This is a genomic window from Vibrio sp. SCSIO 43153, assembly GCF_023716625.1.
Taxonomy (GTDB): Bacteria; Pseudomonadota; Gammaproteobacteria; order Enterobacterales; family Vibrionaceae; genus Vibrio; species Vibrio rotiferianus.
This window is the reverse complement of the sequence record NZ_CP071855.1, coordinates 1,581,417-1,605,896: the sequence shown is the minus strand read 5'-3', so window position 1 is coordinate 1,605,896 and position 24,480 is coordinate 1,581,417. Positions and strand designations below refer to the sequence as shown.

At 45.6% G+C, this 24,480-nt stretch carries 11 protein-coding genes; 6 read left to right on the top strand and 5 right to left on the bottom strand.

Annotated features, from left to right (window positions below; all coding sequences use genetic code 11):
- Positions 1–3 precede the first annotated feature (3 nt).
- Together J4N37_RS07230 and J4N37_RS07225 are read right to left on the bottom strand one after the other, a co-directional pair.
- A complete protein-coding gene (locus tag J4N37_RS07230) occupies positions 4–10,290 on the bottom strand; it encodes an Ig-like domain-containing protein (protein WP_252042058.1) in 10,287 nt (3,428 codons plus the stop codon).
- A 48-nt stretch (positions 10,291–10,338) separates the two neighbouring features.
- Positions 10,339–14,388 (bottom strand): Ig-like domain-containing protein, encoded by a 4,050-nt coding sequence (locus J4N37_RS07225; RefSeq protein ID WP_252042057.1) that lies wholly within the window; start codon positions 14,386–14,388, stop codon positions 10,339–10,341.
- 401 nt (positions 14,389–14,789) lie between these two features.
- On the opposite strand from J4N37_RS07225, the gene J4N37_RS07220 reads away from it, so the two are divergent.
- From J4N37_RS07220 to J4N37_RS07205, 4 genes are all read left to right on the top strand, one after another.
- On the top strand, positions 14,790–16,100 hold the full coding sequence (locus tag J4N37_RS07220) for a TolC family outer membrane protein (RefSeq protein WP_038884146.1): 1,311 nt from the start codon (positions 14,790–14,792) through the stop codon (positions 16,098–16,100).
- 2 nt (positions 16,101–16,102) lie between these two features.
- Positions 16,103–16,717, top strand: coding sequence for an OmpA family protein (locus J4N37_RS07215; RefSeq protein WP_252042056.1), 615 nt, complete (start codon positions 16,103–16,105; stop codon positions 16,715–16,717).
- 109 nt (positions 16,718–16,826) lie between these two features.
- Positions 16,827–17,180: a DUF2750 domain-containing protein gene (locus tag J4N37_RS07210; RefSeq protein ID WP_045385867.1), complete on the top strand. Its 354-nt coding sequence runs from the start codon at positions 16,827–16,829 to the stop codon at positions 17,178–17,180.
- Positions 17,181–17,358: 178 nt separating this feature from the next.
- Entirely contained in the window at positions 17,359–19,326 is a 1,968-nt protein-coding gene (locus J4N37_RS07205; RefSeq protein ID WP_252042055.1) for a tetratricopeptide repeat-containing diguanylate cyclase, read from the top strand.
- On the opposite strand, the gene queC is transcribed toward J4N37_RS07205, so the two are convergent.
- Complete coding sequence (gene queC, locus J4N37_RS07200; RefSeq protein WP_182026899.1) at positions 19,283–19,981, bottom strand: 7-cyano-7-deazaguanine synthase QueC; 699 nt, start codon at positions 19,979–19,981, stop codon at positions 19,283–19,285. The two genes, J4N37_RS07205 and queC, sit on opposite strands and share 44 nt — an antisense overlap.
- A 14-nt stretch (positions 19,982–19,995) precedes the next feature.
- Positions 19,996–20,646: a 7-carboxy-7-deazaguanine synthase QueE gene (gene queE, locus J4N37_RS07195; RefSeq protein WP_045385875.1), complete on the bottom strand. Its 651-nt coding sequence runs from the start codon at positions 20,644–20,646 to the stop codon at positions 19,996–19,998.
- A 165-nt stretch (positions 20,647–20,811) separates the two neighbouring features.
- Between queE and J4N37_RS07190 the strand changes: the two genes are divergently transcribed.
- Positions 20,812–21,621 carry a Cof-type HAD-IIB family hydrolase gene (locus J4N37_RS07190; RefSeq protein ID WP_045385877.1) on the top strand — a complete coding sequence of 270 codons (810 nt, stop codon included), beginning with the start codon at positions 20,812–20,814 and terminating at the stop codon, positions 21,619–21,621.
- A gap of 66 nt (positions 21,622–21,687) precedes the next feature.
- On the opposite strand, the gene J4N37_RS07185 is transcribed toward J4N37_RS07190, so the two are convergent.
- Complete coding sequence (locus J4N37_RS07185) at positions 21,688–23,121, bottom strand: NUDIX domain-containing protein (protein ID WP_252042054.1); 1,434 nt, start codon at positions 23,119–23,121, stop codon at positions 21,688–21,690.
- Between the two features lie 493 nt (positions 23,122–23,614).
- Between J4N37_RS07185 and J4N37_RS07180 the strand changes: the two genes are divergently transcribed.
- Positions 23,615–24,478, top strand: a complete 864-nt coding sequence (locus tag J4N37_RS07180; RefSeq protein WP_252042053.1) for a universal stress protein — start codon at positions 23,615–23,617, stop codon at positions 24,476–24,478.
- Positions 24,479–24,480 lie beyond the last annotated feature (2 nt).

Here is a 24,480-nt window from a genome sequence, read left to right as displayed (position 1 = left end):
TTTCTAATCACTAGCTTTAAGCCCACCTTGTTCAAATAAGTAACTGGTTAAATCCGCCGCACTCATACCATCGAACTCAATAGACATTGACTTACCGTCTTGATTAATCGTTAACGCCGCGCCTGTTTGTGAATCCTCAATCGAAATTACACCTTCCAGATTGTCATCAGGAATCGTATCCAACAACTCGGAAATTTCGTTGAAGGTGACACCTTCCAGGACTTCGGACAAATCAAGAATATCCTCACCGACAGTGAAATCTTTAATACGGTCAACAGCGCCATTTTCAACATCTACCCACGCAAAAATGTCTGCACCATCATCACCAATAAGGATATCGTTTCCTAGGCCACCAACTAAGAGATCACTCCCGCTACCACCAGAAATGGTATCTTCACCGGCTTCGCCTAATAAGTAATCATCGCCAGCTCTGCCATACAGAGTGTCATCATCATTACCACCACGAATACCATCAGAGCCATTGTCTGAACCCCAGATAGTATCGTTACCATCTCCACCATAAGCGGCTAAATTACCACCTTGGCTAGTGACAACATCATCACCAGATCCCAGGTTTACCGTATCAGTCACCGGTTGAACTTCACTTTCTACACTCTGTAGCAGTACTCCATCAGAATCATGAATACTCTGTTTTGTATTCATAAAGGCTGAATTTTCGAAAAAGTTTCGATCCGGAGTCGTACCATTTGCATTAGGAAGAGAGCTACCCGTATCGATAATGTAGTCTCCTTTACCTATGCCAAAGTCTATTCGGTCATTACTATCGCCGCTGTTAACCCTGATATTATCTGTCAATTCAACTTGTTGTTGGAATGGGCCTTGAGGCCCTATTGCACCATGGGCGCCCAATGAATAAGTAAAGTTCGCCGAGTTGTTAACTGGCTGAATCAGTTCAAACGTATCTACGCCAGCACCACCGAGGTGAACAGGCTGCTGCGTTATCGAAACTGGTATCTGGATGCTAGTTTCCGCTGAATCATTATTGCTCACTTCCGTCGCTATAGCTGACACATTCAAATTAAACTGTCCAGACTGGCTAAACTTAGCTTCAAGTGAAGTTAAGTCCCAGCCAGTAATATCGATAGGAACTGATTCCACGGTTATCTCATTGCCTGCACCATCACGTAATGTCGTTCCAATCGGCACATCATCAAGTTGGATAGTTAATCGTTCAGAGTTGTCAGTATCTACTAGGGAAGCGTTAATTTCACTCAATGCGATGAATGCTCCTTCTTCACCTGTATTCAAAGTCTCTTTGATAACAATGTCATCAATGATGATACCTAGAGTGTCAGAACCCTTCGCTTCAAACATCACTCGATAGTTGCCAGAATCCTCAATTGGTAGTTCGATGTTTTCGAGAGTTTGATAGGTATAATCATATTCATAGAAATCAAATACTGTGACTTCAGAACTTAAAATAGGGCTACCAGAAGCGTCAAGCTTATATAACTTAACAACCATATCTGATGCATGGTAGTCACCTCTGCGAATGGCCGCTTCAAAGTCCAATGTATATTGGGCACCAGCTCGGCAGGTGATATCTGTGAATAGATCTTTGTCCCCATTCCGGCCTTCAAGCTCCAGTACCTGGTTGGTGGAATCACCAACTCGATAAGTACCTTCGGTATTTACCTCTACTTTTCCGCCACTATTGCTCGTCTCCCAAACTCCAACGGTTCCACTTCCAGAAACTTTATCAATATCGACGGTAGTCCCAAGTGCGCTAACATCCTCAAAATCAATGGCCGCAATAGTTTTGCTAGAAATCACCTCTAAATTAGGCGTATCAGCTACAGCTATGATCTTAATGTCTAAGGTATTTGAAGCACCAGTGTTTGTCATGTAAGTGATTGTTGGAACATCCCCACTCCAATGCTCGGTAGGCGTAAATGAATAGCTACCGTTTTCATTGAGAACGAAAACTCCTTGATTGCCGAATGTGTACTGTGTGCCAGCGTCAAACGAGCCATCTACCCCTTCAATCGAGTAGGTATCGACTAACAACGTAGAATCTATATCCTCGTCATTCGATAACACGTTTCCAGTAGCAGTATGATGCTCATTAGCTTTTGAAGAATCTTTATCTGTAACTGTCGGTGAGTCGACCGCTTCGACTTCAATATTCAGTCTTGCTGATGCACCAGTATCTGTCACGTACGTAATAGTAGGTACATTACCATTCCAGTTATCCTCAGCCTCAAATACAAATTGGCCATTAGCTTGGATGGTAATGAATCCCCCTTCTATAGCGACTCGGCTTCCAACGGAGTGTACCGTGTTTGAGCCAGCAATTGAGAACTCAGATACAGACTGAATAGTCTCTCCATCATTATCTAGAAGGTTGCCCGATATGTCCTGACCCTCTGTCGTCTTGACAGTATCGTCTAATGCCCTAATTTCTGAGGCGTTAATCAGATTAAAATCAATACTAATTGTTGCCTCAGATTGTGAGCCATCAGAATCTTCTAGTGTATAAGTGAATGACTCGACCGCATCTTCTGGAATCGTATTATGTGAAGAGTTGATAACATACTCATACGTACCATTTTCGTTCAATGTTAACTGACCATACTGGCCTTGTAGAGCTAAGCCAATTGCACCTACAGTGCCAGTACTGCTTTTCACAGACACAACAGAAACATCGTCTTGCGCGATCTCATCTGCGCCAAAACCGTTATCTTCATAAACATTACCGGATAAAGAAGGCTCAGAGTAATTGCTATCTGGGACGAGTTTAATGGCAAGATCGTACGATGTATCCTGGTTCTCAGAAGTATTTATTGAGGTAACGACATTACCGTTAACATCCTTGAAGCCAACAACTTCTACCGAATATTCCTTACCATCAAAGTTAAATGTCGCGGCTGTGCTTGTAATGGTCACTATATCGTCACCAGTGCCGACGTCATTTGGTGTTTCGTTGTGGTCAAACTCGATGTCCAGTTCGACTAGTTGACGGTTTCCATAAGTATCAACCAACTCAAAACTTACAGATAACGTTGCTCCTGTAATCGCCGTTCCAGAGCTGATCGGGTTATTAAAGTGAGTAAAAGTCCCCAGAATAACGTCTTCGTTTAACGGAAGTTCACCGTTCAGCCCCAAGTCATTGTCGATAAAGCCGTAGCCTGATTGAGGGTCACTGTCGTCGGTAGTACCCCAACGCAACTGGTCATTAGCACTATCATTGTCATTGCTATCGAAAACGGAGGTATCTGTACCACCCTCTACCGAACTCCAAGCAGCTTCGATACCACCGACACTAAACGAGTCGATCACGACATCAAGTGTGTGTGAATCGTTTCTTGCAACAGGTGAAGAATCTGCAATGTCGACTTGGATGGTATGCCTTGTGCCGTTTACGTCAACATGGAAACTATCTTGGTCACTGATTTCGTCAGAATGATCACGTTGAGGTGGCTGATATATAATCTTGCCATCTTGTAATTCTACAACTCCACCAAGTTCGGTGTTAATAGATGTCACACCATCTGGGAAAGTAAAACCACTCGGTAAACCAACAAGCTCTAACTCTTGACCTTCCACAGACTTGAAATGAGTCAGTGTTTCGTTGTCCGTTATGTCTATTCCCGCACTGTGATCACCAATTTGGATCTCGTAGTGCTCTGTTGACTCAGTTTGGAGATCATCCACAGTCGGAATAGTGATAGTAAACGAATCAACACCTTCAGGTACAATCAATGAATTAGCCACAGCGTCATAGGTTACACCGTCACTAAAGGTAGCGCTTGCAAAGTCTACATCTTGGTTGTCTGTTGTAGTCGACCCAAGACCAAATTTTACAGGATATTTGTACTGCGTAGCTGTAGTTGAATCTAATGAAATGTCGAAGACTAAATTCGTCCCTTCCTCGATACTACTTGCTTCCGCGTCAATAGCTGCGATTAATGGTTTGGGTGGTAAATTCCCCTCTAAACCATCTTTATCTAAAGTTACTTGTGACTCGTTGCTGTAGTTTCCTGAAGAATCAACAACCTTATAGTCAAATGTGTCTTCTTGAGGCTCTGCCTCGATATATTTCAACTCCCAGTTACCACCACCTTCTGTGGTGATATCAACTGAGGCAATCAGTTTTCCTTCTGGCGAATCAAACACAAGTTCTTGGAACAAACCTGTATTCCCATCTTCGCCCTCAGGTTTAGTGTATTTAATCGTATCGGATGAACCATCATCATAAGTGATTACAAAAACCGCAAAACTGTCATTTGAACCATGCTCAAACTTTCCACCTAGTCCATCTAAACCGATGTTTAAGGAATCTACTGGTGTATTACCAAAATCAACGTTGATAACTTCTTCGGCGTTAATTCCATGATTACCATTAACACCAATACCATAACCAACATGGCTTTTATTTGGGTCACCGCGATATTGTGTAAGCAAGCCATCGTCTGTACTGATCGTAACAATGCTTCCATTACTCAATGTCATTGTTCTTACGCTGCTAGCGTTACCATCCGATGACTCACCCCAATTGTAAAATTCAGTCTGACTAGAGTTAAACTCTTGGTCAAAAGAATCTTTTGTTCCAAGCAAGAACCCTACATTGTCAGAATCTGGCTCATAATAAATGTTGTTTGGATTGTAAGACGTGCCTTGTTGAAGGATTTCACCCGTCACGTCATCCACGATATGCAGATCCGTTGACTTGATCTCTAAAAACTCAGTATCACTGACTTTTAGGAACAGCTTGCCACCATCAGGAAGCTCTGTAATAACAACGTTAAGAGGTATCTCTGCTTGATCATCTTCTCTATCAGAAATATGGTCATCATCGTTGTCGACATCGTCGAAGTTTGTATTGAACACAACCTTCGTTTTGCCTGTTGTGCTGATAGTTTCAGTAAATGACTCGGATTGTGGTGGATTCGAATCGACTTGGTAAGTTTCAGTATCCGTTGCAGTCACAGCATTACCTGCACCATCAGTAATGGTTACCGACGCTGTCACAGACTGGTCGTTGAAGCCCGCTAATGTGCTAGCGTCAACATCCGCGCTAAAGCCAAGCTTGCCATCAGCTAGCTTGATAACTTCCACTTCAGCCAGCAGGTTATCACCTAATTTCAGTTGAACCGTATCACCTTCAACAACCTCACCGCCTACAGTACCAGTAAGAGTGACTTGGCCTGTCGCTTCTGCTTCGTTAATAGTGTTGTCGTTACCGACCACGATTGGATCGAGGTCAATGCTCGCCGTTGGCGCATCCACATCCACTTGGTAGGTTTCGGTGTCGCTCTTCTCGACGCTGTTACCTGCTTCATCGGTCACGGTCACTGAGGCGGTGACTGACTTGCCATCAAAGCCAACCAGTTCGCTAGCGTCCACGTCTACGCTGAAGCCAAGCTGGTCATTGCCTAGGTCAACCACTTTCGCCGTGGTCAGAAGGTTTTCACCAAGCGCTAAAGTAACAGTATCACCGACTTTCACATCGCCGCCTACCGTACCTGACAGCGTTACTTTACCTGTGCTTTCTGCTTCGTTAATGATGTTGTCGCTACCCACCACGATTGGATCGAGGTCGATACTCGCCGTTGGCGCGTCGACATCGACTTGGTAGGTTTCGGTGTCGCTCTTCTCGACGCTGTTACCTGCTTCATCGGTCACGGTCACTGAGGCGGTGACTGACTTACCATCAAAGCCAACCAGTTCGCTAGCGTCCACGTCCACGCTGAAGCCTAATTGGCCATTGCCTAGGTCAACCACTTTCGCCGTGGTCAGAAGGTTTTCACCAAGCGCTAAAGTAACGGTATCACCGACTTTCACATCGCCGCCTACCGTACCAGTAAGAGTGACTTGGCCTGTCGCTTCTGCTTCGTTAATAGTATTGTCGTTACCGACCACGATTGGATCGAGGTCGATACTCGCCGTTGGCGCATCCACATCGACTAGGTAAGTTTCAGTGTCACTCTTCTCGACGCTGTTACCTGCTTCATCGGTCACGGTCACTGAGGCGGTGACTGACTTGCCATCAAAGCCAACCAGTTCGCTTGCATCCACGCCTACGCTGAAGCCCAATTGGCCATTGCCAAGGTCAATAACATCCGCTTCAACCATAAGATTGTTGCCCAACTTAAGTTGAACTTTATCGTCCTCGGTAACATCACCACCCACTGTACCTGACAGCGTTACTTTGCCTGTGCTTTCTGCTTCGTTAATAGTGTTGTCATTACCGACCACGATTGGATCGAGGTCGATACTCGCCGTTGGCGCATCCACATCGACTAGGTAAGTTTCAGTGTCACTCTTCTCGACGCTGTTGCCCGCTTCATCGGTCACGGTCACTGAGGCGGTGACTGACTTGCCATCAAAGCCCACCAGTTCGCTTGCATCCACGTCCACGCTGAAGCCAAGCTGGTCATTGCCTAGGTCAACCACTTTCGCCGTGGTCAGAAGGGTTTCACCAAGCGCTAAAGTAACAGTATCACCGACTTTCACATCGCCGCCTACAGTACCAGTAAGAGTGACTTGGCCTGTCGCTTCTGCTTCGTTAATAGTGTTGTCGTTACCGACCACGATTGGATCGAGGTCGATGCTCGCCGTTGGCGCATCCACATCCACTTGGTAGGTTTCGGTGTCGCTCTTCTCGACGCTGTTGCCCGCTTCATCGGTCACGGTCACTGAGGCGGTGACTGACTTACCATCAAAGCCAACCAGTTCGCTAGCGTCCACGTCCACGCTGAAGCCAAGCTGGTCATTGCCTAAGTCAACCACTTTCACCGTGGTCAGAAGGTTTTCACCAAGCGCTAAAGTAACAGTATCACCGACTTTCACATCGCCGCCTACCGTACCTGACAGCGTTACTTTACCTGTGCTTTCTGCTTCGTTAATGGTGTTGTCGCCACCCACCACGATTGGATCGAGGTCGATACTCGCCGTTGGCGCACCCACATCGACTTGGTAGGTTTCAGTATCCGTTTCAGTCACAGCATTACCTGCACCATCAGTAATGGTTACCGACGCCGTCACAGACTGGTCGTTGAAGCCCGCTAATGTGCTAGCGTCAACATCCGCGCTAAAGCCAAGCTTGCCATCAGCTAGCTTGATAACTTCCACTTCAGCCAGCAGGTTATCGCCCAATTTCAGTTGAACCGTATCACCTTCAACAACATCACCGCCTACAGTACCAGTAAGAGTGACTTGGCCTGTCGCTTCTGCTTCGTTAATAGTGTTGTCGTTACCGACCACGATTGGATCGAGGTCGATACTCGCCGTTGGCGCGTCGACATCGACTTGGTAGGTTTCAGTATCCGTTTCAGTCACAGCATTACCTGCACCATCAGTAATGGTTACCGACGCCGTCACAGACTGGTCGTTGAAGCCCGCTAATGTGCTAGCATCAACATCCGCGCTAAAGCCAAGCTTGCCATCAGCTAGCTTGATAACTTCCACTTCAGCCAGCAGGTTATCGCCCAATTTCAGTTGAACCGTATCACCTTCAACAACTTCACCACCTACCGTACCGGTAAGAGTGACTTGGCCTGTCGCTTCCGCTTGGTTGATAACGTTGTCGTCACCTACCACGATTGGATCGAGGTCGATGCTCGCCGTTGGCGCGTCGACATCGACTTGGTAGGTTTCAGTATCCGTTTCAGTCACAGCATTACCTGCACCATCAGTAATGGTTACCGACGCCGTCACAGACTGGTCGTTGAAGCCCGCTAATGTGCTAGCATCAACATCCGCGCTAAAGCCAAGCTTGCCATCAGCTAGCTTGATAACTTCCACTTCAGCCAGCAGGTTATCGCCCAATTTCAGTTGAACCGTATCACCTTCAACAACTTCACCACCTACCGTACCGGTAAGAGTGACTTGGCCTGTCGCTTCCGCTTGGTTGATAACGTTGTCGTCACCTACCACGATTGGATCGAGGTCGATGCTCGCCGTCGGCGCATCCACATCGACTAGGTAAGTTTCAGTGTCACTCTTCTCGACGCTGTTGCCCGCTTCATCGGTCACGGTCACTGAGGCGGTGACTGACTTGCCATCAAAGCCAACCAGTTCGCTTGCATCCACGTCTACGCTGAAGCCCAATTGGCCATTGCCAAGGTCAATAACATCCGCTTCAACCAGAAGATTGTTGCCCAACTTGAGTTGAACTTTATCGTCCTCGGTAACATCACCACCCACTGTACCTGACAGCGTTACTTTGCCTGTGCTTTCTGCTTCGTTAATGGTGTTGTCGTTACCCACCACAATTGGATCGAGGTCGATGCTCGCCGTCGGCGCATCCACATCGACTAGGTAAGTTTCAGTGTCACTCTTCTCGACGTTGTTGCCCGCTTCATCGGTCACGGTCACTGAGGCAGTGACTGACTGGCCATCAAAGCCGACCAGTTCGCTGGCATCCACGTCCACGCTGAAGCCAAGCTGGTCATTGCCTAGGTCAACCACTTTCGCCGTGGTCAGAAGGGTTTCACCAAGCGCTAAAGTAACAGTATCACCGACTTTCACATCGCCGCCTACAGTACCAGTAAGAGTGACTTGGCCTGTCGCTTCTGCTTCGTTAATAGTGTTGTCGTTACCGACCACGATTGGATCGAGGTCGATGCTCGCCGTTGGCGCATCCACATCCACTTGGTAGGTTTCGGTGTCGCTCTTCTCGACGCTGTTGCCCGCTTCATCGGTCACGGTCACTGAGGCGGTGACTGACTTACCATCAAAGCCAACCAGTTCGCTAGCGTCCACGTCCACGCTGAAGCCAAGCTGGTCATTGCCTAAGTCAACCACTTTCACCGTGGTCAGAAGGTTTTCACCAAGCGCTAAAGTAACAGTATCACCGACTTTCACATCGCCGCCTACCGTACCTGACAGCGTTACTTTACCTGTGCTTTCTGCTTCGTTAATGGTGTTGTCGCCACCCACCACGATTGGATCGAGGTCGATACTCGCCGTTGGCGCACCCACATCGACTTGGTAGGTTTCAGTATCCGTTTCAGTCACAGCATTACCTGCACCATCAGTAATGGTTACCGACGCCGTCACAGACTGGTCGTTGAAGCCCGCTAATGTGCTAGCGTCAACATCCGCGCTAAAGCCAAGCTTGCCATCAGCTAGCTTGATAACTTCCACTTCAGCCAGCAGGTTATCGCCCAATTTCAGTTGAACCGTATCACCTTCAACAACTTCACCACCTACAGTACCGGTAAGAGTGACTTGGCCTGTCGCTTCCGCTTGGTTAATAGTGTTGTCGTTACCGACCACGATTGGATCGAGGTCGATGCTCGCCGTCGGCGCATCCACATCGACTAGGTAAGTTTCAGTGTCACTCTTCTCGACGCTGTTGCCCGCTTCATCGGTCACGGTCACTGAGGCGGTGACTGACTGGCCATCAAAGCCAACCAGTTCGCTAGCGTCCACGTCTACGCTGAAGCCAAGCTGGTCATTGCCTAGGTCAACCACTTTCGCCGTGGTCAGAAGGTTTTCACCAAGCGCTAAAGTAACGGTATCACCGACTTTCACATCGCCGCCTACCGTACCTGACAGTGTTACTTTACCTGTGCTTTCTGCTTCGTTAATAGTGTTGTCGTTACCGACAATAATTGGATCGAGGTCGATGCTCGCCGTTGGCGCATCCACATCCACTTGGTAGGTTTCGGTGTCGCTCTTCTCGACGCTGTTGCCCGCTTCATCGGTCACGGTCACTGAGGCGGTGACTGACTTGCCATCAAAGCCCACCAGTTCGCTAGCGTCCACGTCTACGCTGAAGCCCAATTGGTCATTGCCTAGATCAGCCACTTTCGCCGTGGTCAGAAGGTTTTCACCAAGCGCTAAAGTAACAGTGTCACCGACTTTCACATCGCCGCCTACCGTACCTGACAGCGTTACTTGGCCTGTGCTTTCTGCTTCGTTAATGGTGTTGTCGTTACCCACCACAATTGGATCGAGGTCGATACTCGCCGTTGGCGCGTCGACATCGACTTGGTAAGTTTCAGTGTCACTCTTCTCGACGCTGTTGCCCGCTTCATCGGTCACGGTCACTGAGGCGGTGACTGACTGGCCATCAAAGCCAACCAGTTCGCTAGCGTCCACGTCTACGCTGAAGCCAAGCTGGTCATTGCCTAGGTCAACCACTTTCGCCGTGGTCAGAAGGTTTTCACCAAGCGCTAAAGTAACGGTATCACCGACTTTCACATCGCCGCCTACCGTACCTGACAGTGTTACTTTACCTGTGCTTTCTGCTTCGTTAATAGTGTTGTCGTTACCGACAATAATTGGATCGAGGTCGATGCTCGCCGTTGGCGCATCCACATCCACTTGGTAGGTTTCGGTGTCGCTCTTCTCGACGCTGTTGCCGCTTCATCGGTCACGGTCATGAGGCGGTGGACTGAACTTGCCATCAAAGCCCACCAGTTCGCTAGCGTCCACGTCTACGCTGAAGCCCAATTGGTCATTGCCTAGATCAACCACTTTCGCCGTGGTCAGAAGGTTTTCACCAAGCGCTAAAGTAACAGTGTCACCGACTTTCACATCGCCGCCTACCGTACCTGACAGCGTTACTTGGCCTGTGCTTTCTGCTTCGTTAATGGTGTTGTCGTTACCCACCACAATTGGATCGAGGTCGATACTCGCCGTTGGCGCGTCGACATCGACTTGGTAGGTTTCAGTATCCGTTTCAGTCACAGCATTACCTGCACCATCAGTAATGGTTACCGACGCCGTCACAGACTGGTCGTTGAAGCCCGCTAATGTGCTAGCGTCAACATCCGCACTAAAGCCAAGCTTGCCATCAGCTAGCTTGATAACTTCCACTTCAGCCAGCAGGTTAGCGCCCAATTTCAGTTGAACCGTATCACCTTCAACAACTTCACCACCTACCGTACCGGTAAGAGTGATTTGGCCTGTGCTTTCTGCTTCGTTAATAGTGTTGTCGTTACCGACAATAATTGGATCGAGGTTGATGCTCGCCGTTGGCGCATCCACATCGACTAGGTAAGTTTCAGTATCACTCTTCTCGACGCTGTTACCTGCTTCATCGGTCACGGTCACTGAGGCGGTGACTGACTTGCCATCAAAGCTAACCAGTTCGCTAGCGTCCACGTCTTCGCTGAAGCCCAATTGGTTGTTACCCAGGTCAACCACTTTCGCCGTGGTCAGAAGGTTTTCACCAAGCGCTAAAGTAACGGTATCACCAACTTTCACATCGCCGCCTACCGTACCTGACAGCGTTACTTTACCTGTGCTTTCTGCTTCGTTAATGGTGTTGTCATTACCCACCACAATTGGATCGAGGTCGATACTCGCCGTTGGCGCGTCGACATCGACTTGGTAGGTTTCGGTGTCGCTCTTCTCGACGCTGTTACCTGCTTCATCGGTCACGGTCACTGAGGCGGTGACTGACTTACCATCAAAGCCAACCAGTTCGCTAGCGTCCACGTCTACGCTGAAGCCCAATTGGTTGTTACCCAGGTCAACCACTTTCGCCGTGGTCAGAAGGTTTTCACCAAGCGCTAAAGTAACAGTATCACCGACTTTCACATCGCCGCCTACCGTACCTGACAGCGTTACTTTACCTGTGCTTTCTGCTTCGTTAATAGTGTTGTCGCTACCGACAATAATTGGATCGAGGTCGATGCTCGCCGTTGGCGCATCCACATCGACTTGGTAAGTTTCAGTGTCACTCTTCTCGACGCTGTTACCTGCTTCATCGGTCACGGTCACTGAGGCGGTGACTGACTGGCCATCAAAGCTAACCAGTTCGCTAGCGTCCACGTCTACGCTGAAGCCAAGCTGGTCATTGCCTAGGTCAACCACTTTCGCCGTGGTCAGAAGGTTTTCACCAAGCGCTAAAGTAACGGTATCACCGACTTTCACATCGCCGCCTACCGTACCTGACAGCGTTACTTTACCTGTGCTTTCTGCTTCGTTAATGGTGTTGTCGTTACCCACCACAATTGGATCGAGGTCGATGCTCGCCGTTGGCGCATCCACATCGACTTGGTAGGTTTCAGTGTCGCTCTTCTCGACGCTGTTACCTGCTTCATCGGTCACGGTCACTGAGGCGGTGACTGACTTGCCATCAAAGCCAACCAGTTCGCTTGCATCCACGTCTACGCTGAAGCCCAATTGGCCATTGCCAAGGTCAATAACATCCGCTTCAACCAGAAGATTGTTGCCCAACTTGAGTTGAACTTTATCGTCCTCGGTAACATCACCACCCACTGTGCCTGACAGCGTTACTTTGCCTGTGCTTTCTGCTTCGTTAATGGTGTTGTCGTTACCCACCACAATTGGATCGAGGTCGATGCTCGCCGTTGGCGCATCCACATCGACTTGGTAAGTTTCAGTGTCACTCTTCTCGACGCTGTTGCCCGCTTCATCGGTCACGGTCACTGAGGCGGTGACTGACTGGCCATCAAAGCCAACCAGTTCGCTTGCATCCACGTCTACGCTGAAGCCAAGCTGGTCATTGCCTAGGTCAACCACTTTCGCCGTGGTTAGAAGGTTTTCACCAAGCGCTAAAGTAACGGTATCACCAACTTTCACATCGCCGCCTACCGTACCTGACAGCGTTACTTTACCTGTGCTTTCTGCTTTGTTAATAGTGTTGTCATTACCGACCACGATTGGATCGAGGTCGATACTCGCCGTTGGCGCATCCACATCGACTTGGTAAGTTTCAGTGTCACTCTTCTCGACGCTGTTACCTGCTTCATCAGTCACGGTCACTGAGGCGGTGACTGACTGGCCATCAAAGCCAACCAGTTCGCTAGCGTCCACGTCTACGCTGAAGCCAAGCTGGTCATTGCCTAGGTCAACCACTTTCGCCGTGGTCAGAAGGTTTTCACCAAGCGCTAAAGTAACGGTATCACCGACTTTCACATCGCCGCCTACCGTACCTGACAGCGTTACTTTACCTGTGCTTTCTGCTTCGTTAATGGTGTTGTCATTACCGACCACGATTGGATCGAGGTCGATACTCGCCGTTGGCGCTTCGTTGACTGGAACTGTTACCGCATCTTGGCCTGGCTCTGAAGTATTACCGGCCTGATCCGTAATCGTAGCGACAACGGTCAGCGTTTCACCTTCTGCCGGAACCGGGTATTGCAGCGTGACACCATTATCTAAATCATTTTGTGTGATAACTCGATCTGGCTGACCAGTCACACTGAGCGTATCGCCCACTTCTGCATTAGCCGGCAAGGTAACCAGTACATCGACCAAACCATCCACTTCATTGTATTCAAGCGAGCCATCGTTGTTACTGTCTTCAGTTATCATCACCGTTGGCGCGTCTGGTGCAACCGTATCTGGTGTTTCAACGGTTGGAACTGTTACCGCATCTTGGCCTGGCTCTGAAGTATTGCCAGCCTGATCCGTAATCGTAGCGACAACGGTCAGCGTTTCACCTTCTGCTGGAACCGGGTATTGCAGCGTGACACCATTATCTAAATCATTTTGTGTGATAACTCGATCTGGCTGACCAGTCACACTGAGCGTATCACCCACTTCTGCATTAGCCGGCAAGGTAACCAGTACATCGACCAAACCATCCACTTCATTGTTTTCAAGCGAGCCATCGTTGTTACTGTCTTCAGTTATTACCACCGTTGGCGCGTCTGGTGCGTCCGTATCTGGTACTTCAACGGTTGGAACTGTTACCGCATCTTGGCCTGGCTCTGAAGTATTACCAGCCTGATCCGTAATCGTAGCGACAACGGTCAGCGTTTCACCTTCTGCCGGAACCGGGTATTGCAGTGTGACACCATTATCTAAATCATTTTGTGTGATGACTCGATCTGGCTGACCAGTCACACTGAGCGTATCGCCCACTTGTGCATCAGCGGGTAAAGTAACCAGTACCTCAACCAAACCATCCACTTCATTGTTTTCAAGCGAGCCATCGTTGTTACTGTCTTCAGTTATCACAACCGTTGGAACACTCGGTGCCAGTGTATCTGGGTTACCGCTTGCGGAACTTATAACTTGGTTAAAGTTAAGATATGCTTCGAGCAATGACAGTGTTTGAGTTTGTGACACACCAAGATCTTGAAGGCCAGAGGTTTGAAAATCTGTCGTGGCTAAAATTTCAGATGCACTTCTTTCAAGTGTCGCCGTTAGTTGATAGCTAGAACCATTGGCAGTACCTGCTGCCGTAGCAAACTCTTCGCTGAGTTGGGTTGGATCTTGCCCCGATTCTAGAGTTTCAATAATTTGAGCAATATCGTCGCTGATATCAGTACTTTGTTCATCTTTCACGAGCCCCACTTTCAATTCGCTTTGACTAACTCGCTCTACGATAATCTCACCGTTACGTGGCTGTGATCCTTCGGATAGTATGCGTATGTGGCCATCTAAACCTATTACAACCACTTGCTCTTGATATGAAACTAAAGACGTACGATCCATGATACTATATGACCTTTTGTTTGCGTCAAACTTCTGACCAGTAATACTTAATAGTTATATATTGCCTTAATGGCAGTATTATTAACAGCAAGTTAATAACTATTTTCATTCAATAGGTCACATATTTACCAATGAGCCACCCCTTTAATATCGTGATGTTAGTTCAAAAATTAGAGTAATTTAATTACTTAAACCTATGGAAATACATGGAAATAATACACAAAAACTATCAGCAGCTTGTTTACCGGAAAGCTCTCGGTAACATTTTATTAATATTCAAACAATTGTATTGTTGCTTATGTAACTCAATGTGCGTTAAATTATTGACACAACGAACGACGCTCAACATAAAGCTCGAAGATCTGAGCATTTACCAATAAAAATCACTTAGGAGCAACGAAGTGAAGTGGACTCCAGCCAAGCTGATTAGCCTCAGCGTGATAGCATCTTTTTCTACAGGTGCGCAAACTTTAGAACAGGCTGTTGCCAATAGCCTTCAAACCAACCCAGATATCAAAGGTGCGTTTAACGAATTCGTTAGCAAAAAATATATAAACGAAGCCGCCACAGGAGCCTACCTGCCGAGTGTTGATCTAGACGCTGGCATAGGTTACGAGCGTGTAGACTCCGCCGACTCTGACCGTGATGTAACTGACTTAACGCGTAAAGAAGCAAGCATTACTTTCACTCAGCTAATTTGGGATGGTTCAGCCACCCTAAATAATATGGATAGAACGGCAGCAGATGCAGAATCTTTACGCTATCAACTGCTGGCGGATGCTCAAGACATGGCATTACAAGTTGCCAAAGTTTATCTTGATTCTGTAAAAGCCTATGAGATCTTAACGCTTTCTGAAAACAATCTTGCTGTACACAAAAAAATCTATCGTGATATCAAGAAGCGTGTCGACTCAGGGATCGGCTCTACCGCAGATTTGACACAGGTTGAGGCTCGTTTAGCTAAAGCGCACGGTAACCTTGCTGCGGCACAGAATAACTTATTTGATGCACATACCATGTTTATGCGCATTGTCGGTCAGTCACCTCAGGGCCTTGTGTTTCCAAGAGCAGATCAGAACTTTATCCCATACACAATAGATGAAGCGGTAGGTAAAGCGTTCGAAGAGCACCCTGTCATCAAGATAGCAAAAGTCGATGTAGACTCTGCCAAATTCCAGTACAAGCAATCTAAAGGTAACTATTACCCGACAGTGTCTGTAGAGGCTTCACAGACATGGCGAGATGATGCTGGAGGCATTGAAGGTGACAGTAATGAGACCAGTGCTATGCTACGCATGCGCTATAACCTGTTTAATGGTGGCAGTGATAGTGCAAATGCAGAGAGCTTTGCATACCAGCTAAACAAAGCAAAAGACTTAAGAGAGAGAGCTTATAAGAATGTAGAGGAAGGCTTAAGACTTTCATGGAGCGCTCTAGATCTAACACTTCAACAAAAAGAGTTTCTGTCAGACCATGTGGATTCTGCAGCTAAAACTGTTATTGCGTATGAAAAACAATATCGCATAGGAAAACGTACCCTCCTTGACGTCCTCAATACCGAGAATGAACTGTTTGAGGCACGAAAAGGTTATCTTGATGCTAAATACGCTGAGCAATACGCAAAATATCGAGTAATGAATGCTACTGGTCAGTTACTCAATGCATTGAGAATTGACACTCCCCAAGAGTGGAAGCAAAAGGTGGAATATTAATTATGCGAAAATTGACTTTTTTACTTAGTCTGATGCCGTTAGCTATTACTCTGCCTACCCATGCCCAGGATGAATACGATTACCAAGCGGTACCAGTCGCGCTCCAGTCGGCTGATTTACAAGATGATGATTCTGACGGTGTAATCAACGCAAGAGACTTGTGCCCAGGAACACCCTTAGAATCTGAATTAGACAACGATGGATGTGGTCAGTACGTTAAGTCATCGGAAAAAATGCAAATACGCGTTCTTTTTGCTAATGATTCAGATGAAATTAACCCTGTCTTTAGAAAACAGATCAGTGACATGGCTAGTTTCCTAAAAGAATACCCATCAACGTCAATTGAACTTCAAGGCTACGCAAGTAAAACTGGAACTAGTCAGCACAACTTTGAATTGTCGCAAAGGAGAGCAAAAAACGTCAGAAATCTTCTTATAAACTTTGGCATTACTCCAGAACGCTTGCGAATTGTCGGCTTTGGTGACACTAAATTAGCTCACCAAGGAAGCGATGAAATTAGCCATGCCATGAATCGAAGAGTGACTGCGACAGTGGTCGGTTACAAAGGTAACGTAAAAAAAGAATGGACAATCTTCACAGCTTTACCGAAAAGCTAACGCTGAAGTGTTGAATAAGTAGGCATCTTTGATTCAAAGACCATTTATCATTGGGGGAAAGTTGAGTTTAGTGTTACCCTTAACATGTTCTAACAATGAGAGTTTTGAAATGAGCAAACTTACATCAGATATCCAAGCAAACTTGGATCTTTTTGTTGCTGAAACAAAAGAAAACCAATTGGTTTGGGGTTTACGTAACGAAGAAGGTTGGCTATCTTGCGATTCAACTGAATTCGAAAACAGCGAAGTTATGCCGTTTTGGTCGTCGAAAGAAGACGCACAAGCGCATAATGTTGAAGAGTGGGCAGATTTTGAAGTCTTAGAAATCCCTCTTGATATCTTTGTTGAAGATTGGCTTCTAACTCTTGCTGAAGATGGTGTTTTAGTTGGTACAAACTGGAATGCCCAACTTGAGGGTAAAGAGATGGAACCTCAAGATCTTGCGAAACTATACGTCGCATAAAGTCCTCTTTGATTGTTAAGCCTCGCAAAGATGCGGGGCTTTTTATTATCTCCTTTTCAGTAACATATTTTCCGCAAGAAAATAATCCCAATCATCAGCTCTACGTCACAAAGCCCCTTATGCAAATGGTATATCATCCCGCCCATAATAATTTAGAAAAAATAAGGTTATATGCACTATGCGCAAGCTTTTTCAATTTCTCGTCTTGCTAGCCATAAGTTCACCTCTGTACGCTAATAATTTACAAAGTATCACCAACTGGCACTCTGTTTATCAGAAAGTAGTGAAAGAAAATAAAGAACACGCCCTAGACATGCTCCAAGACAGATACCATGCCGTCAGCTCATCGACTGAAAAGCTATACATCAGCGGCCTTATACTCGACTATATGTTTATGATGGAGCAACCTTATTTCGGAAACAATCAAACTAATCGTATTAAAGACGCTCAGATTGAGTCAGACTACTTGAATGCAATCGCCAACCGCAAAAAGGGAAAATATGCTCTTTCTGTTGAAAGGTTCACTCATCTGCTCAACGAAGCTAAATCCGATGGTAACATCAACAACAAAAATCTCTTCAACTATCAGTTGTGTTTTACCTTGAATGAGCAAGGTAGATATCACCAAGCCAACTTCTATTGCTCCTCTCTAGAAGCTTCATTAAACGCAGGTAATACAGCCCACCTTCCTTTGGATTTGGCCTATCGAGTCATCGCAAATAACTATGACCACAGAGGTGAGTACCAACAAGCACTTACGAAGTATGCAATGCTGTTGAGCGTTCTCCCTGCAAATAGCGATCCTACAGGGATCTATAACGATGCAGCTTTGGTTATGGTTGAGCTAGGACAATATGATCAAGCAAAAGACTATCTCCGACAGGCACTGACTATGAGAAAGGCAACTGGCTCAGCTCTTGAAGTAGCCCAAGTCGAACATAGCTTAGCCACGCTCTTCAGGCGATTAAATCAATATCAAATGGCGGAAAAACACTACCAGAATGCTTTACTTATCTTACAGGAGGAAAAGTTTTACTATGGCCTAGGATTAAGTTACCTAGGGTTGGGGTTTACATTATTAGAATCTGGTGATGACAACAAAGCACTAACGTACCTTCATAAATCTCTCGAATTAGGCAAGCAGACTCAAAACGTTAGGTTACAACTCGAGAGCCACATTGCACTTGCTAGGGCATACTTGTCACCCAAGACACTTAGCCAAGCCAAAGCTAATGTGACGAGTGCTCTTACTCTTGAGAAACATAACTCAGCACCAGCTTTAAAAGCACAAGCGTTACTTATTAACTCAAAAATTGAGCAGCACAGAGAAAATTTCGAATCCGCGCTATTGTATTATAAACAATACACAAACCTTGAGCTTGCGACGAGAGATTCAAATAATATCAAAGCACTCGAAGCGCTAGATTTAACGAAAAAAGAACTCGAACACGAGCTGAGGCTCGTTGAAGCCCGAAATTCAAAGGAAATCAAAAAACTTGAGTTTGATGAACTGAAATCTCAACAACGAACGTACAATTTCATTGTTGTGTGCCTTTTAGGTTTGGTCAGTATTGTCTCGCTTGCACATAGAGACGCCAAAAGAAAAGCACAATTTGATGACTTAACCGGTGTATTAAACCGAGCATCGGTTATTAATCAAATCAAGACGCAACCAGCAGCGAATAAAAGCGAAAATCAACATGTACTAGCGCTATTTGACCTAGATAAATTCAAAGATATTAATGATATATACGGCCACCCTACTGGTGACAAGGTTTTACGCTATATTTGTGATAGTTTGTCTGCGAAGTTACACAAAGGTGAGTTGATTGGCCGATTAGGGGGAGAAGAATTTATACTTTTACTGACGAACGTCGATGAGGTTGACGTACCTTTCAGAATTAATAGTTTGCATAAAACGATTTCTGAAAAGCACATCTATTCTGAAAGTAACCAAGCGCTCAAAGTTACCGCAAGCATGTCCTATGTATCGACCTCAAAATCGTTGAAAGACTTTGATGAGCTTTATTCAATACTTGATCAAGCCCTGTATCAAGTAAAGAAAACGGGACGAAACTCAGTCATTGATGCCTACAATGAGCCTATTGACCTTCCACCTTCTGCTTTTCAACCAAAGAATGCATAACAGCTTCTTTGTTGTTTAGGTAGTCGTCTAAGCCCGCTTTGCGTAGATCGCAAGACGGGCAATCACCACAACCATCACCGATGATGCCGTTGTAACAAGTTAGTGTGTTTTCACGCACTAGTTGCAACGCGTCATATTGATCGGCCAATGCCCACGTTTCTGCTTTGTTCAACCACATCAATGGAGTCTTAATTTCAAATTGACGATCCATGCCTTTAACCAACGCACTGTTCATTGCTTTTACAAAGTCATCACGGCAATCTGGGTAACCACTAAAGTCTGTTTCACAAACACCAGTAATTACCGTTTCTGCGCCAATTTGGTAAGCGTAGATGCCAGCAAGCGTTAGGAACAAGATGTTTCGGCCAGGAACGAACGAGTTCGGTAAACCGTTTTCTTGTAGCTCATGCGAAACTGGAATGTCATCACGTGTCAGAGAGCTGATAGCAAGTTCATTCAGCAGGCCAACATCCATCACTTTATGTGCAGCGACACCAAGATCTTTTGCGACTTTCTCCGCCACTTCAATCTCTAGCTTATGACGCTGACCGTAGTCAAATGTAATGGCATGTACTTCGTCAAACTCTTTTAATGCTTGAACCAGACATGTTGTAGAATCCTGTCCACCACTGAAAACAACCACTGCTTTTTTCATTTTTCTCTCCGAGCTTAAGCAATACTTAGGTATTTATGAGTTTGAACCGACAGACGCCAGTTGCGAGCAACACAGGTATCAATACACAGTTGGGTAGCACGAGGCTTTTGACTGATAGGCTGAAGTGCGATCACTGTCTTCTCACCGATCTCTGCAGAGGCCAATAACACATCCAGTTGATCGATGTCTTTTTGGGTGCCAACTGGGTGCTTGATTTCATTTGCGCGTTCTAATGCACTTTTAAGCACTGGTAGCTTCCCTTTCATTGCGATCTTAGGTGACACTGTCACCCAGGTTCCTTCTGAAGTCACTACCTCTGAAGTACCACTAGTTTCGATTTGGCATTGGCAACCCATTTCTTCAAATGCAGCCGTCAAAGCACGTAAATCATAAATACATGGTTCACCACCAGTGATCACAATATGCTTCGCATTGAAGCCCTGCTTTTTGTATTCAGCTACGATGTCTTCTGCCGATGCGAAACACCACGTTGGAGAATCTTCTGTTTTCACCAAGATATCACCGATCTGGCGCTGGTCTTCTTCTTCCGCGTACCAAGTCTGTTTCGTATCGCACCAAGAACACCCAACCGGACATTCTTGCAAACGCACAAAAACCGCTGGCACACCAGTGAAAACCCCTTCCCCTTGGATGGTTTCAAACATCTCATTTAGCTTATACAACGTAGAACTCACTCAACTCATTATACTTCGAGGCGAAGACCTTAATGGAGAGGCGCACTCAGGTCAATTTAAACCAAAAATAAATTGTTAAAATAGGTTGTTTTGTAGTTTCATACGCAGGTTCCCAATTTTTTAAGGTAAGTAAAGATGTACAAGCTGATCGCCCTAGACATGGACGGTACGTTGCTAAACAGCGACAAAGTAATTTCTGAAGAGAACAAACAAGCAATTGCAAAAGCACGTGAAGCGGGTGTTACCGTTGTCCTTGCTTCTGGCCGCCCTCTAGAAGGAATGCAAGACAAATTAGATGAGTTGAACATCGACTCAGACAAAGACTTTGTCTTGTACTACAACGGCTCAATGGTGAAAAACATTGGTACGAACGAAATCATCCACCAGCAAATCATTGATGGCAAAGCTGCGAAGAAAATTGCACGTAAAGCGCGCGAGCTTGGCGCTTATGTTCACGCATTCAGCCAAGAGCACGGCCTAATCACAGAAGAGAATAACCCTTACACAGACATCGAAGCGAAGATCAACGGTCTTGAAATTACCGAAATGAACTTCGACTCTCTAGAAGATGATCACGCGATCATTAAAACGATGATGGTTGCAGAGCCAAGCAAACTAACTGAAGTTATTGCGACTTTACCTGCGGAATTAAAACAAGAGTTTACGGTAGTGCAAAGCGCGCCTTTCTTCTTAGAGTTTTTGAATCCATCAAGTAACAAAGGCATCGGTGTTTCGGCGATCGCTGAATACTTGGGCATCAAAGCTGAAGAAGTGATTTGTATGGGCGATGCAGAAAACGATCACCATATGCTGGAATACGCGGGCCTCGGTATTGCCATGGCAAATGCGATGGAAGAGACCAAACGCATTGCAAACTATATTGCCGAAAGCAATGATGACCACGGTGTGGCTAAATCAATCGAGAAGTTTGTTCTCAACGCTTAATGATCCACGCCCTCTTCTACCAAAAGGATAGAAGTAAAAAGCCTCGCGTTAATGCGAGGCTTTCTTTTAGGACAAGACCGTTTTTTGCAGAGTCAGCTTTCGTGCGATAGCGACAAAAATTAGCATTAATAATGGGTACTTTAACGTTGCTGTAATTAGAGACCATAACCCACTATAAGCGACTAACTGACTTAGATAGTCCCAAACCTGATTCGCAAACAGCAAAATTAAAATGAGGTACAACATTTGCTGAAATGTGAGTCGAACTTCATTATCTCTAAATGTGATAACAACAGCGGAAGCCGTTACAAGTATGGCTAACCAAGCAGCAAAAACGGGTAGCGGCCAAATTACGGAGATAACAGCCGTAATACAGGTGACCGTCAACCAAACACTCTTCGCGCAAAGTAGCTTATCAACATCAACTTCTGGGTTACTTTCCAACCTTAAAATATGCCAAGCAACCAGTGAACCAAATACAGCACCGATCAACATATCCAATATAAATGCAGTACCTAGATAGAACTTACAGAACATCACCAAAACAGTTAATGTAACTGCACCCATCGTTGTACGATTCATTCCAAAGGACTCAGTTCGTTGGAATATAAACATGCCGACACAGAACCAGACAGCAATAGGAAGGCTCGGGAAACTAAATCCATAGCTCTTAGTTAACTCTGCCATCGGTAAATATACGTGTGGTCTAGGTAGAGAAAAGCCTTGCTGAGCGACTAAGGACATTATCGAAGTAATTGATACTGCAAAGAAAAGTCGGTACACGAACCGACCGTCGAAACGCATCATTACATAGGGAAACAGCAGTAACAGCATGATGGGTGAGGTTAGAAAAGTTACTGCCTTCGCAAAGTTACATGCAGAACTTTCACTCGTATCTGATAAAGAACCAACAAAACTTTGTAAGTTGGTCATCCAATACAACTCAAGTTGACGAAAGCTAGGTGCAGAATCAACCAACTGGCTGACATACACTACGTCTTGGTTGGTAGCTTCTTGGATAAAAGATTTTACCTGTTGCCACTGGCTAGGATATCGATAAAGGCTCGAAGGTAATGATTCAGCCTGCATTAACATCGTAGACGCAACTTCAACTCCATAATGAGGAGCAAACCAACTCGGCATTTCGTTAGCATCAAGCATGTTGTTTTGAGAAAAAGCAATAATTTCAGAGTCCGATATACAGTCAAAAATGACTGCCGTCTCTGTTCTTCCAAGCTCTTCTCCAACTGTCACTGACAAACCAGCTTCTTCCCATGTTTCTCGCTGGGCAGCGACCTTCGCAGGTTCCCCTGCAATGATGGTTCCGCCAGGTAGGGAAATTCTGTCAGTCAGAATCTCATGAACCAATACGACCTTTTCATCGGCCTTCACGACACAAAGTGCACCTTTTATGGCAGTTGAATCAGAGGCAGCAAATACGCTCCCTGAAACAATAGATGACACCGACAAAAATATGAGAATAAACAAAGATCTCAGCACAAAAAAACCTTAAATAATACAAGCCACGCAGACATATAATGTCTACGCCACAAATATTTTACGACAAAAATTAAGTAACAAGTTGTAGAATTGCTACCTAACGCATATTCACTATAGCAAACATCAGAAACTGATTTTCAATTGACTTAGCTCAGACACTAGACCAACTGAGCGCGAGATTCTGCCAGTATTATCAGAATTATGTCAGAAATTTTGACATGGAAAATATCATTTCTCAACAATGACACACCATCAGATTGCATTGAATTCACGATACGAATGGCAAACAACATCAAACACAAGATTACATATTAGTCACGCACTCATATGATAGTTCAAAGCAACTTTCTTATACTAAGAAAGGCTACACGTTCCGCATCAAGCCTCAATTTTCTATCCTAAACTTGAATAAGTTAAAAAATCGCGCCTCTAGCGTGTTATTTGTAAATGCAGCGGAATTCGCAAAAATCATTGACACAGATAGGAGAAAGTCATGGTAACCGTGGATTTACTTCTGAAAACTTCAATTATTCCATCAAGAAAGGTGCTGCTAAAGACTCTTGTTTACGCCTCTAAAACAAATTCGCCTATCAAGATTTATGGAGAGGATTATCGTAGAAGCGAAGATCACACCTTTTTTGATTTCATTAGTGATAAAGCGCGAGATGCCAAGCGTACAAACGATAGATACTTAAATTGGACTATACAAGTACTTGAAAAAGTTGCTCTTATAGCGAAAGAAGAAGACTTAAAATACGAGCTAGATTTTATACATTTGGACGGACGGAAATGGATCTCACAGCTGATCAGAGAGTCAGGTAATAACAACACGCTCTTTGTTGACGCAAAGAGTATCAATATATCGCACGAGCTGATGTCAGCTTTGATAACCGAGAACAAAAACTTGTTCTTACTCACTGACAAGTCGTGGTCAACATCAACCCTAGTGCTCGGAGCGATAGATCCATTACACAGGGACGACGAAAGCGGCACTATAGACCGGGCAATAATCAAAGCAGGATTGCGTCTTTCTGACACACTGGCACAAAGTTTCAAGCTTGTTTATTGCCAATACGTCGCGGAATATTTGACAGAATTCAGTCGAGAAATATTACAAAGCCAGAAAGAAGGGGTATTGGACTTCCTCAAAGATAAAAACCTCAACTCGGTTCCCTTAACCTTCATCAGAGGAAACCCTGACTTCGCCCTTGTTGAAGCGGTGAAATTACACAAAGGAACGCTGTTAGTGCTTGGTGCATGCCGAAGAAGCAGCGCATCTCGTTACTGGATGGGAAGTACCGTAGATAACCTATTACAATCTCCTCCATGTGATATGCTGCTCGTAGCTGAGCATTAAAA